Source organism: Dapis purpurea BLCC-M126 (assembly GCF_050015975.1).
Classification (GTDB): domain Bacteria; phylum Cyanobacteriota; class Cyanobacteriia; order Cyanobacteriales; family Microcoleaceae; genus Trichodesmium.
Map to the genome: position 1 here is coordinate 1 of NZ_JBNHER010000192.1, position 13,394 is coordinate 13,394.

The window sequence follows — 13,394 nt, forward strand, 5'->3', positions numbered from 1 at the left end:
GACTCCTGACTCCTCCCTCATTTATTTATAACTATTCAACCGGACATGATATAAGTCCCGTTAGTAACTATCCTGAAAAAATATATAATTCATGGGTTTTATCAAAATAATTAGGTCTAAAACCCTGCCTTTTAAGGCCAAATATTTTTGGAGAGTTGCTCTAATCTCCGTTACAAAAACAACTTATGACTTCGTTAAAGATACTCTAGTGTCATCCCAAGGGGGTTTGAGAAAACAGTTAATTCCTAATTTTTCTATCAAACCCAACATACTCTGCTAATTTTTCGGAAATGAGTCTCTTTTAATTAACCCTTCAAACTCGGCAGTTGAGGGAGGGAACAGGTAACAGGAAGTAAATAATATCTGTAATTAATTTTGCATAGGAACTTAAATCACTTAAATTAAATCTTGCCGAAATTAAGGGTTTTAATAGTTTACTACTAAATTAATCCTCCGAGAGTTTTCTTAATATAGCTAAATGCTTATAGCTATCAGCTTGATTCAAGATTATTAGTTGTAATAGAAGTCACATTGATTAATCATAATGTCAGGACTTACCATGGAATATTTTTATGAGTTTGGAGAAGCAATGATTCTCAATTTTTGAAATTGTCAATTTTCACTATTAGAGATATAATATTTTACCATAAATAGATTAAACAGTCTATTCTATTCAGTCAATTAACCTCTAATAATTGTAGGTAAAAATTATCCTCAAATCCAACAAATATGGTGCGAAAATATTGGAAACATTTTGTATTAGGATTACTCCTAACATTTGTAATAGGAGCCTGTAGTATTTTTAATACGACCTCAAAGCAGGAAAAATTACCAATGGTAGACCTAATAATTACTCCTCCATTACCGGAGTGGATAGAACAAATTAGTCCGACGGGAGAAGCAGCTTCTTTAAATCAAATTCGGATTCGGTTTAAAGAACCTTTAATTCCTTTGGAAACTTTAGATTCTCCAGAACAACAGGAAAAGTTAAAGCAGTTTGAAATTTTCCCAGAATTACCTGGTCAATTCCGATTTTTGACTCCGAAAATGGTAGGTTTTCAACCAGCGAAAGCTTTCCCAAAGTCCACCAGAGTCAAAGTAACTTTGAAAGCTGGTTTATCTGACTTAAAAAATCATCAACTAGATGAAGATTTAGCCTGGACTTTCAATACTGAAGCAGTCAAATTAACAAATTTACCAACTAGCAAAGAGAACAATAGAAGACTAGAACCGATTGATATAAATCCGACTCTAAAATTCACCTCAAATGTAGAATTGGATTTAGATTCAATCACAGAGAAATTAAAACTTTTGCCCGATGGTAAAACAGAAAGTTTACCTTTTACAGTTAGTTTAGAAACATTAGAAACTGATGAGGAAGAACAACCTCCCATAGAAGCATTTGACTCTTATAGGCGTCAATGGAATTATTTGATTACTCCCCAAGTAACTCTGGAAAAAGGTACTAAATATCGTTTGGAATTTGACTCTGGGATTCAGCCATTAAAAGGTAATTTACCTAGTCAAACACCTTTTGTTAGTGAAGTAGAAACTTACTCTAATTTTGAATTTTCTCAACTCAAATTTTCCCAGGGAAGCGGTAGATTTGTTAAAGGTAATCCTAGTTTGGAATTTAATCATGGAATTGTACCTAATTCAGCAGTTGAAAATATCACAATTAACCCAGCACCACAAGAGACTAAAAATCTGATTCAAGCTTATGATAACTATAATATTGTTAGTATCAATCCTTGGCTATTAGAACCAGATACAAACTATACAATTACTATCGGCGCAAATCTCAAAGATAAATTTGGGCAAGTATTGAGTGAGCCGGTGGTATTAGATTATCAAACGGGAGATTTATCTGCTGATATTTCTGTACCTGGTGGGTTAAATATTTTCCCGTCTAGTCAAAATTTACAACTGAATATTTCTACAGTAAATTTGCCTGAATCAGAATATAAAGCAGTTTATAAAGTTGTACAACAAACAGATTTAGTTTACACAGAATCAGCTTATCCTAGAAAAAATAGGAAGAACTTATTACCTGTAACTAGAAGGTGGAAAAGTTACCCTGTTTCTGGGGAAAAAAATCAAATTACTGAAGTAGCAGTTCCCCTACGAGAACAACTCGGTGGTAAGACAGGAATGTTAGCTTATGGAGTTCAAGCGCGGACGAGTTCTTATGAACAAAATGGTGAGCAAAGATGGCAGGAACCAACATTTTATGGATTAGTACAACTAACAAATTTGGGAGTATTTGCTCAGTGGTTTCCAGAGTCGGGAATTATTAAAGTAAATCATTTAGATGATGGTTCTCCAGTTGTTGCAGATGTGGAGATTTATCCATCTCAATTAAATGCAAAATCTCAACCTAAACCTACTGTTTGTGCGACTGGAAAAACTGATGAATTTGGTCTGTTAAGTTTGAGTAAGACAGACTTAAAAAAATGTATGAATGGGAAACGTTTTTCTCAGGGACCAGAACTATTAGTAATTGCCAAGGAAGATCGAGATTGGGCATTTGCCAGTACGAAAGAATATAGCGGTACTTATGGTTATGGTATTTATTCTGGTTGGGATAGTGGAAAACCTGAATCGCGGGGTACTATTTTTTCGGATAGAGAACTTTATCAACCAGGGGAAAAAGTTTGGTTGACTGGAGCTGCTTATTATTTGGAAAATGGTGACTTGAAACAAGCTAAAAATATAGATTATCAAGTTACTCTAAATAATCCAGATGGTAATCAAAAAAATTTAGGTACTCAAACGACTAATGAATTTGGTACTTTCTCTCTAGAAATTCCTCTGGATGAGAATCAACTATTGGGTTATTACAATGTGGAGGCGAAAGGAGAAAATGGCGTAGAACTTTACGGACAATTTCGCGTTGCGGAATTTAAACCACCTAATTTTAAAGTAGACCTGGAAGTGGATAAAAAAATTGCTTTGGTTGGTGAAAAAATTGGGGTGGAGGCTGAAAGTAATTATTTGTTTGGTTCTCCAGTTCAAGGAGGAAAGGCTAAATATTATCTGACTCGTCAAAAAACAGAATTTACTCCTAAAGATTGGCAAGAATTTGATTTTGGTCGGCAATGGTTTTGGCCGGAAGAGGCGCCGACTGTTCCTAATAATGTGCTGCAAAAAAATGTGGTGCTGGATAATAATGGTGCGAATAATCAAATATTTACAGTCGGGAAAGATTTACCTTATCCAATGAATTATCGAGTAGATGTGGAAGTGACAGATTTATCTAATCTTTCTGTGGCAGATACTCAAAGATTTACTGCTCTACCAAGTGAGAAGTTAATAGGTTTAAAAAGTAGATTTGTTGCTGAAGCTAATCAAAAATTCCCGGTAGAATTTATTGTTACTAATTCTGAAGGAAAAGCACTTTCTGGGGAAAATATTCTGTTGGAATTACAAAAAATGGAATACAGCACTGTCACTCAGGTAATCGCTGGTAGTCGCAACCCCAGATATCAGGTGGAATATAAAACCGTTGCGACAGAAAAAGTCAGAAGCAACAATAAACCAAAAACCGTCAACCTCACGGCACCAGAATCTGGTAGTTATCGCATCCGCGCCAACTTTGCCAATGCTGAGGATAATATTACTGCCACCGATATTCAGATTTGGGCAACTGGAACAGAACGAGTTTATTGGGGAGGTCGCAATGAAGAGCGTCTGGAAATTAAACTCGACAAAGACACCTATCAAATAGGGGAAACTGCCACCGCTTTAATTCAGTCGCCTTATCCAGAAGGAGAATTATATTTTGCCGTAGTGCGTGACAAACCCCTCTATGAAAAAATTGTCAAAGTTAAAGGTGGTGCGCCAGAAATTCAATTTCAAATCACAGAGAATATGTTGCCTAATGCTGCGGTACAAGCAGTATTAGTGCGTCAAGGTCAAGCACTGGAAAATGTCGAACCTGGAAGTGTCGAAGATTTGATGAAAGTTGGTTTTGCTCCATTCAAAATTGATTTGGCAGACAAATACTTAAATGTAGAAGTGACACCCCAACGTCTGGAGTTACAACCAGGGGCAATGGAAAATGTGGAGTTGACAGTAAAAAATAGTCAAGGGCAACCAACTAAAGGTCAGTTTACAGTAATGGTTGTGAATGAAGCGGTGTTACAACTGAGCGGTCATCGACCACCAGACTTAGTTGAGACTGTCTACGCGGAGCAACCAATATCTACCCGTTTCAACGATAACCGCGAGGAAGTAACAATGGCAGAGGTTGCTTCTTCCCTAAGAAAAGGTTGGGGTTTTGGCGGTGGTTTATCCTCTGGTGCTGCTGGTACTCGCATCCGCAAAGATTTTCAGTCTTTAGCTTATTACAATGGGTCTGTAATTACAGATGATAAAGGTAAAGCAACGGTAAGTTTTAAAATGCCAGACGATTTGACAACTTGGCGCGTGATGACCGTTGCTACGGATGGAGATTTACATTTTGGCAATGGAGAGGCGACTTTTATTACGACTCAACCTTTAATGTCAAATCCTGTGTTGCCTCAGTTTGCTCGTATCGGCGATAAATTTGAGGGTGGCGTAGCAGTTACGAATAATACTGGCAAAAAAGGAAGTCTCAAAATAGATGGGGAAGTTAGTCAGAATATTTTGTTTGCCGAAAATTCCCAAACTACGGAAACTTTCAAAACCAGAGCAGACTCCGGTACTAACGCTTATCGTTTCCCGATGGAGGCAAAACAACCTGGTGAGGCAAAAGTGCAATTTTCGACCGACCTGAATAACCGCGACACTGATGGGTTTCAAGTTTCTCTACCCGTCCGGTCTTTAGCAGCAAGTGAAAGTGTAGTGGAATCTGGTACTACTAACTCCCAAGTACAAATTCCTCTAAATATTACCGAAAATGTGATGCCAGATGTGGGAGGTCTCGAAATTTCTCTAGCGAGTACGTTGATACCAGAAATTACTGCTCCTGCAAAAGTAGTATTGCTGAGAGACCACTTACCATTTCTCGAAACTCTCGCAAGTCAGTTAGCGATCGCCTCCAACCTCCAAATATTAGGTAAAAAATACGAGCAAGCATTTGTAGACTTCAACCCTAAACAACAGGCAAGACTAGCATTAGAAAAATTAGAAACGTTGCAACTGCCAGACGGTGGTTTTGCTTACTATCCAGGGCGAGAAGATTCCAATCCTTACTTGACTCCTTACGCTGCAGAAGCGATCGCTCAAGCATCAAAAGCATTCCCAAATTTAGTGGATGAATCGATATTAAAACGTCTGCGGAGTTACTTAAATGACCTATTAGCATACCCAGGTAAATATGATTATTGCAGCGAACAGCTCTGTAAAAATCAAGTGCGGTTAGATGCATTGATGGCATTGTCGGAATTAGGCAACACGCGCAATAGTTTCCTATCAGATATTTATCAACAACGGAAAAAACTGTCGCAGTTAGACCAAATCAAACTAGCGCGTTACCTATCCACGTTCCCCGAATGGCGCCAACAGTCAGAGGAAATTTTTAACGAAATTCAGGAAAGCGTCTATGAAACAGGGCGCAGTGCCACATTGAATTTACCTCCCACCTGGGGATGGATGAATTCGACTACGACAACTCAGTCTCAAGCATTGCGACTATTTATTACCCGCGACGCCAAACCACAAGTATTAGACCGACTATTACAAAGTCTGCTCAACTTACGGCACGACAGCACCTGGCGTACAACTTATGATAATGCCGAAGCATTGACGGCATTGGTTACTTATAGCAATACTCAACCCGCTCCACCAGACTTTGTAACAACCGCCAAATTATCAGGCAAACAGTTAGATGCAGCTCGTTTTCAGGGTTATGAAAATCCAAATCTATCTCTGAATGTAGCAATGGATAGCTTGCCAAAAGGTGAATCAGATTTAGTCTTGGAAAAATTAGGAGAAGGAAAACTCCACTATTTAGTTGAATATAGTTATCGCCTCCCAGGAAACCAACCAGGAAGGTATAACGGTTTGCGAGTAGCGCGAGAAATTCGTCTGGCAAATGAAGAAGAAATTTTGCAACGAATGGATCTATCTGAAGTGCCATCAACATTAGATGTCAGTGCAGGGCAAGTCTTTGATATTGGAATCGAAATTATTACAGACCGCCCCGTAGATCATGTAGTAATAAGTGACCCACTGCCAGCAGGTTTAGAAGCAGTTGACACCAGTTTCCAAACTGCCACTTCTGCTGTGGAGGCAAAAGCAGATAGTTGGCAAATTGGTTATCAACAGATATATCGCGATCGTGTCGAAGCTTATGCAGACCGTTTAAACCCAGGAGTGTATACCTTACATTATTTAGTCAGGTCTGTGACTCCCGGAACATTTATCTGGCCTGGAGCTGAAGCGCGGTTACAATATGCACCCGAAGAATTTGGGCGATCGGCGACGACGACCTTAGTTGTGAAGTAGTTGACCTCTCCCCCAACCCCTCTTCTACGAGGAGAGGGGAGAAGATTTATTAATGGAAAACATCTCCCCCTTCCCTTGCAGGGAAGGGGGATGGGGGGTTAGGTATTAATATACAACCGAAGAATTTGGGCGATCGGCGACAACGACGTTGGTTGTTAAGTAGTATGTGACTTTAGGGTTTTAGGGTGCGCAATGGGTACCCTAATTAGGATCTGCTGAAAAAAATTGGTTGGTGGGGGGAGGCCACACCGGAGACGGATGTCATTTCCCCTTACATTCACAGCTAAATTAACTTTGCTTTCTGGAAAATTTGCAGAGGAGTTAAACTTAACTCAGGTAATAAATCATTCCCTAAACTATCTTCCCCTTGCTTCGTTTGTGGAGGAGAATCTGGATAAAAAACGGTGATTTTCTTAACTTCTGTATCAATTAACCAAACAAGGGATACCCCTGCTTTTAGATAAGCTTCCGCTTTTTCACTAAGGTTACTAAAAGATTGAGCAGGTGATATAATTTCTATGACTAATTCAGGGGGAATGGGGCAAGGATCATCTTCTAACTCAATCTCCCCTAACTTATCATAAGATATATAGAGTAAGTCTGGAATCGGACACCAATCTTTGTCATTTCGTTTTAAGCGAACACACCATTCGATGCCAACTTCCCCTTTATCTTGATTCCAATCTTCAAGAATTGAGGATAAAGCAAGTGTTACACGGGAATGAGAACGTTTGGGTGACATTTTTTGAATTAATTCTCCATCGAAATATTCATACTTTTCACTAGCTAAAGGGGATGACAAAAATTCATTCAGTGTGAGCCTTTTTTCTTGGATAGCAGTCTTGGACATCCTTATAATTCTCCTAATTAATTAAGTAGAGTTAATACAGTATAATGTTCTTGACACTCTCACCGTTAAATCACAGCTCCTAGCTCCGCGCATAACGCTATGCAGATTTTCCAGCCTTGGGTTTCTTCTCAAACACGGTGTAAAGTAATTTCTATATCAATCGGAAACCCTCGTAAAGAAACTTACCAGCAACAAGAATCATGTCTATGGGCATAGAATTTAACCTCCTTTGGAAAGTAGCAGGATTTCTACTATACTACAGTTATACTATATAATATTTGAGCAAATAATAACCATGCCAAATCTAACAATAAAAGACCTAGAAAAATTAACAAGCGAACACCCAGACCATCAAATGGAATTAGTAGGAGGAGAAATCATCATTATGAGTCCGTCAGGTTTAGAATCAGATGAAGTAGCAGCAATGATTATTAATCTATTATTAAACTGGGTTCGACCTCGAAAACTAGGTAGAGTAACAGCTTCCAGTGCAGGTTTTCGTTTACCAAATGCAGATGGGGATGTTCGCGCTCCCGATGCTGCTTTTATTCGTGGCGATCGCCTACCTCAAACTACAGAAAATTATGCCGAAATACTACCCGACCTAATTTTTGAAGTCAAATCTAAAATTGATTCTGTAACCAAACTCCGAGATAAAATTCAACAGTTTCTAACTTATGGCACGACTGTAGGAGTATTAGTAGATCCCCGCAGTCGCACAATGGAAGTTTATCGCCCTAATACTGAGAAAGTTGTGCTTAGGGATGGAGATGTTTTACAAGTTCCAGAATTGTTACCAGGGTGGGAATTGCCTGTCGTTGAGGTTTGGGCACCAGAATTTTAATATCAGCTACAGCGACCTTAGTTTTGAAGTAGTCTGTCACTTTCAAAACCCAGTTTCTTCAAGAAACCGGGTTAATAGTTTTCTAATTTGAGATTTAGTTCATTTAAAGCTTTAAATACTCCTTTATTTTATCAGTTATAAGTGATAATTGATATTCCCATCCCTGATTCTTTTTGATAGTTCTTTTTTGTATTGGCAACCAGCATCGATGTTGTGGACCTGGTAATCTATTAAGTTCGTTTTTTATAACTTCATAATTCCTATGTCTACCGTGGATAATTTTTACAGCATCTTTCAAAGTAAAAAAGAAAGGAGTCCTTGCATTCCAAGCATGAGATAGAACGTATATTTTACAATTAGATTCTAGCCAAGCTTCTATGAAAGAAGTTTGATCGTTTTCCTTTCCTACAGTTTGATTAATAATTTTTGATTCATATATCTCTAACCATCTTTGAAAAAGAAACTCATTATTCGAGCTTTTTTTAAAAAGAATAACTCCCGTATTATATGTTTCACAAGCAGCTAATACTTTGTTAGTTTTAGGAGATTTTGCTTTATGGGGATCTGTGGGGTCTGGAGCAACAGCAATATCAAAAAAATCTAGAGTTTCAAATATTTCTTGACAACCATCACAGAAATATGTATCTGTATCAACAAACAAAGTTTTTTTATAAGGAGAACCATGATAAATATGCCTAACTTTATACAATAAACCTTCCTTAAAATTTTTAATATCTGTAGGACGAATAACGACTTGATCAAACAGTGAGTTATTAATATTTTTATCAGTTACTAAAGTAATATGAGCGCTTTCGTTGAGTTTTTTTAGACTTGTAGCAGAGACAATTGCTTCTTTAATATACTTGTCCCCTGTTGCAACATATAGATAACCTATTTCCTGATTATTCATAGTTATAACTTAAGATAATTGCTTCTTGATAGCGATGACCATCTCATTGATAGTATCATCATATCTTTGGTAGTGCATCAGTGAAACCCTTAAGATGAAAAAAAGCGAATTTTTGGATTTCAGTGGGTAATTAATTATGTCTCCTAACCCTTTGTTTTATCATAACTCCTAATAAATTTTCTGTGTTTAGTTTCTATTCTTGAACCATATTTATTAGCCCAAATTTGGGTAAATTCTGCTCCAAAAAATAGAATTTGCCAAGAATAATTTATCCATAATAATAATACTACTAAAGAACCTGCAAAACCATACGCTGAACCAACACTACTGTTACCTAAATATAACCCTATTAAACTTTTGCCAATTGTAAATAATATAGCAGTAATTCCTGCACCAATCCAAACATCACTCCAAGCTATTTTTACATCTGGTAAAAACTTATAAATTCCAGCAAATAATAACATTACTATCCCAAAAGAAATAGAAATATCAATTATACTCCAAAGACCATCTGGGGTATTAAGTATATTATTGAGCCATTGATTTATTGCCGTCAATACAGCACTAATTACCAATAATAAAATTAAAATTAAACCTCCTCCTAACACCATTGCCACTGACAACAACCGATCTTGAATAAATTGCCCAATACCACGGTCTGGTGACGGTGAAACATTCCAAATCATATCCAAGGCGAGTTTGAGTTGGGCAAATAAATTTGATGCGCCCCAAAATAGGGTAGCTATACCGATAAGGGTAGCAATAATACCCGACTGAGGACGAGAAATATTGATTACCAGTCCTTCAATAGTTTCTGCACCTTGCTCACCCATAAAATTTTCTAGTTGTGTGACTAACTCTCCTTCAGCAGCAGACTTGCCAAAAATAAAACCAGCGATCGCTACTGCAATAACGAACAATGGTGCGATGGAAAACAATGTATGATAAGTTAAGGCTGCTGCTAAAATAGGTGCTTTATCTTTTTGCCATGCTTGAACAGTTTGTTTGAGTAGTCCCAAGATAGTTTTAAAATTCACAAATTCAGTTTCCTTGATATAGTTAATTTTTATCTTTCGATCTAGAAGCTACTAGATTAAATCACGACTGTTATAGAACGTTAGAAGTATTAAATATTATTTATGAAAAAATTTAAACTCGCTTGTCAACTAAATTATACTATTTCTCAACCAACAATTTTACTATTTAATCTTCAAATTGTTAATAATAAATGTCAAAATATTTTACAAGAAAAACTATATCTTAATCCGTCTTTATATAGAGATGAATATATTACTAGCACAGAAAAAAATAGATTTATTCGAGTTAATGCCCCTCATGGAAAAATTGAAGTTTCCTATCAAGCAACTGTAAAATTATTTCATTATTATGCTGATTATATTAATATTCCTGAAGTTCCACTTGCTAATTTACCTGTAGAAACACTTCCTTATCTTTATCCTAGTCGTTATTGTCAGTCTGATTTGTTATTTGGTTTAGCCGAATCAGAGTTTGGAAATTTAAACCCTGGTTATTCTAGAGTTATGATAATTTGTGACTGGATTTATAACAAAGTAAAATATTTATCTGGCAGTACAAACTCCCAAACTTCAGCTTTTGATACTGCTACAGAAAGAGCGGGAGTTTGTCGTGATTTTGCTCATTTAGGAATTGCTTTTTGTCGAGCATTAAATATTCCTGCTCGTTTTGTTTCTGCTTATGCTTATAATCTTAATCCTCCAGATTTTCATGCTTGTTTTGAAGCTTATTTAGGTAATCGTTGGTATTTGTTTGACCCGACTAAATTAGTCCCACTTACGGGTATTATTAGAATTAGTACAGGTCGGGATGCTACTGATGTTTCTTTTGCCACTTTATTTGGCACATTTGAAATGAATGATCAGCATTTATTTGTAGAAGATATTTCTGATTTTAAAGATAATCACAAAGTAGAGGATTTTAAGGCGATCGCTATTTCTTGAATAACTGTGGTAGGTTGTAAATAATTGTAATATCATTTTCGGTTGAATATTTATAAATAATATCATGTCCGTTGGTATCGTTTGTGTAAAAGCCGGGAAAATATCCACCATATTTAAGGTTTTTTCTTCTCTTAAAGCTTCTTCCTTCTTCCTTACCTTCTCTATACAATACCAATGCTACCGGACATGATATAACGTAGGGAGGAGTCAGAAGTCAGGAGTCAGGAATCGTAGGAGCGATTTGCGATTCGCCCGTACAGGAGTCGGAAGAGAAAGAGTAAATTAGAGGAAGTGAAGAATGTTTATTATAACTGATTATCCGAACATGATATAAGCCGTTGTAGAACAAAGTGATATCATGTCCGGTAGCACCGGTATTGTATAGAACGCATTTGGTATCTCCAGAAAATAGGTCGGAGGGATAAGAAATTGATAATTTATGGGTAATAATTGATTTGATGATTGGATTTTGGGAGATATCTAATACACCCCATCTCCCCATCTCCCCACCTCCCCATCTCCCCCTCTACTTTTAAATAGATACCAAATGGGTTCTATAGAGAAGGTAAGGAAGAAAAAAGAAGTAGTAAGAGAAGGAAAAATCTTGCATAAGGTAAATATTTCTCCAACTTTTACACAAATGATACCAACGGACATGATATAAAACCAAACTAAACCTACGCGATATTAAAGTTTTTATATCAAATCCGCTTAATTCGGTATAAAAAAATTTTCATCTTCATTCAAGAGCAAATGTTTCTAAATTCTCTTTCCTCCTGACTCCTGACTCCTGACTCCTAGATTAACTATCTAATTACACCGATACTACCGGATTTGATATTAGGTATAATTCACTCAAGGGAGCAAGATGCTCCCACTACTCAACAATTGAATATTGAGAGGCAATTACAGCAAGTTCCAGGTATATGAGGTACAAATATTAAAGTTTAAACCTTTGTAGTGCGGGCATCTTGCCCGCTAACAGTCTACTTTCTGAAACCTAAATTAAGCTGACTGAGTTTCGACCATTTGATTTTCCTGACGTAGATAAGCTTCAATAAATGGGTCTAACTCACCATTCATCACATCTGTAATAGCAGTAGTCTCTTCCTGAGTCCGTAAATCTTTCACCATCTGATAAGGATGGAAAACATAGTTACGAATCTGATTTCCCCAAGCTGCCTCTACCATATCACCCCGAATTTCACCAATTTCTTGGGCGCGTTGCTCTTGAGCTATTACCAGTAACCTAGCTTTGAGTAATGCCAAAGCTTTTTCCTTATTTTGTAACTGACTCCGCTCTTGGGTACAACGCACAGCAAGACCTGTAGGAATATGAACTACTCGCACCGCTGTTTCTACTTTATTCACGTTTTGACCGCCCTTACCACCAGAACGAGAAGTGGTAATTTCCAAATCCTTCTCTGGAATATCCAACTCTACAGAATGGTCTAATATGGGCATCACTTCCACACCAGCAAAACTTGTTTGTCGTTTGCCATTGGCATTAAAAGGTGAAATTCTGACTAAGCGATGAGTACCTTTTTCCGCCTTCAAATAACCGTAGGCATAACGACCCATAATTTCTAAAGTTGCAGACTTAATACCTGCTTCGTCTCCCTCAGAAATTTCGGCTAACTGCACCTTATATTTATGCTCTTCTCCCCACCGAGTATACATCCGCAGCAACATATCTGCCCAATCTTGAGCATCTGTACCTCCTGCACCAGCATTAATAGTCAGAACTGCTCCATTTTGATCATATAAACCAGATAATAATTGCTGCAACTCCCATTGATCTAATTCGCGGTTGAGATTAGAAATTGTGACATTCGCTTCTTCCAGCAAAGATTCATCTGTTTCTAATTCTAATAACTCAACGATCGCCCTAGTATCTTCCAGATGATTTTGCCATTGTTGATATTGCTGGAGATGGGATTTCAGATCGTTAAGTTCTTGCAGAGTATTTTGTGCCGTTGTTTGGTCATCCCAAAATTCCGGTTGAGCAGCAATTTGTTCTAAATCTTCGATTTTGGCTTTGAGTGCGGGAATGTCAAAGATAGTCCTGGGTTGTTCCCAGGCGAGAGGACAAATTTTCTATTTCTCGTTTAATGTCTAATACTTCCATGGCGATCGCCTCCTAATCAAAAAAGTTTTTGTTTGTAGCACAGGCATCTTGCCTGTGAGAAGTCTACCTCATGCTCTTCGGAAATCCGCTGTATCAACTATATCAAAATTTAGTAGGGGCGGGTTCCAGTTGAAATTAATCATACCAACATTTGATTAAATGAACCCGCCCCGTCACCCCATCATCTAAAATCGTGCTTACCCAATTATTAATTATTAATTATTAATAATTAAATAATTCTGGTTTAAAGC

At 37.3% G+C, this 13,394-nt stretch carries 7 protein-coding genes; 3 read left to right on the forward strand and 4 right to left on the reverse strand.

What is annotated here, in order from left to right; genetic code table 11:
* Window positions 1-834 precede the first annotated feature (834 nt).
* Window positions 835-6,432 carry an alpha-2-macroglobulin family protein gene (locus ACP6PL_RS16730; RefSeq protein ID WP_426546396.1) on the forward strand — a complete coding sequence of 1,866 codons (5,598 nt, stop codon included), beginning with the start codon at window positions 835-837 and terminating at the stop codon, window positions 6,430-6,432.
* A gap of 283 nt (window positions 6,433-6,715) precedes the next feature.
* On the opposite strand, the gene ACP6PL_RS16735 is transcribed toward ACP6PL_RS16730, so the two are convergent.
* A complete protein-coding gene (locus ACP6PL_RS16735) occupies window positions 6,716-7,282 on the reverse strand; it encodes a Uma2 family endonuclease (protein ID WP_426546397.1) in 567 nt (188 codons plus the stop codon).
* 295 nt (window positions 7,283-7,577) lie between these two features.
* Between ACP6PL_RS16735 and ACP6PL_RS16740 the strand changes: the two genes are divergently transcribed.
* Entirely contained in the window at window positions 7,578-8,126 is a 549-nt protein-coding gene (locus tag ACP6PL_RS16740; protein ID WP_426546398.1) for a Uma2 family endonuclease, read from the forward strand.
* Window positions 8,127-8,229: 103 nt separating this feature from the next.
* On the opposite strand, the gene ACP6PL_RS16745 is transcribed toward ACP6PL_RS16740, so the two are convergent.
* Both ACP6PL_RS16745 and ACP6PL_RS16750 read right to left on the reverse strand, forming a co-directional pair.
* Complete coding sequence (locus ACP6PL_RS16745) at window positions 8,230-9,036, reverse strand: glycosyltransferase family protein (RefSeq protein ID WP_426546399.1); 807 nt, start codon at window positions 9,034-9,036, stop codon at window positions 8,230-8,232.
* Between the two features lie 143 nt (window positions 9,037-9,179).
* A complete protein-coding gene (locus tag ACP6PL_RS16750) occupies window positions 9,180-10,073 on the reverse strand; it encodes a YihY/virulence factor BrkB family protein (protein WP_426546400.1) in 894 nt (297 codons plus the stop codon).
* Window positions 10,074-10,175: 102 nt separating this feature from the next.
* Between ACP6PL_RS16750 and ACP6PL_RS16755 the strand changes: the two genes are divergently transcribed.
* Window positions 10,176-11,015, forward strand: a complete 840-nt coding sequence (locus ACP6PL_RS16755; RefSeq protein WP_426546401.1) for a transglutaminase-like domain-containing protein — start codon at window positions 10,176-10,178, stop codon at window positions 11,013-11,015.
* A 1,005-nt stretch (window positions 11,016-12,020) separates the two neighbouring features.
* Here ACP6PL_RS16755 and prfB read toward each other — a convergent pair.
* Window positions 12,021-13,143, reverse strand: a protein-coding gene (prfB, locus tag ACP6PL_RS16760; RefSeq protein WP_426546402.1) for a peptide chain release factor 2 whose coding sequence is annotated in 2 segments (ribosomal slippage) — window positions 12,021-13,070 and window positions 13,072-13,143 — 1,122 coding nt in all. Because the reading frame shifts where the segments join, the coding sequence is not laid out codon by codon here.
* Between the last annotated feature and the right edge of the window lie 251 nt (window positions 13,144-13,394).

Coding starts and splice junctions, on each gene's coding strand:
- ACP6PL_RS16730 (WP_426546396.1), top strand. CDS start 835: ATGGTAGACCTAATAATTACTCCTCCATTACCGGAGTGGATAGAACAA.
- ACP6PL_RS16735 (WP_426546397.1), bottom strand. CDS start 7,282: ATGTCCAAGACTGCTATCCAAGAAAAAAGGCTCACACTGAATGAATTT.
- ACP6PL_RS16740 (WP_426546398.1), top strand. CDS start 7,578: ATGCCAAATCTAACAATAAAAGACCTAGAAAAATTAACAAGCGAACAC.
- ACP6PL_RS16745 (WP_426546399.1), bottom strand. CDS start 9,036: ATGAATAATCAGGAAATAGGTTATCTATATGTTGCAACAGGGGACAAG.
- ACP6PL_RS16755 (WP_426546401.1), top strand. CDS start 10,176: ATGAAAAAATTTAAACTCGCTTGTCAACTAAATTATACTATTTCTCAA.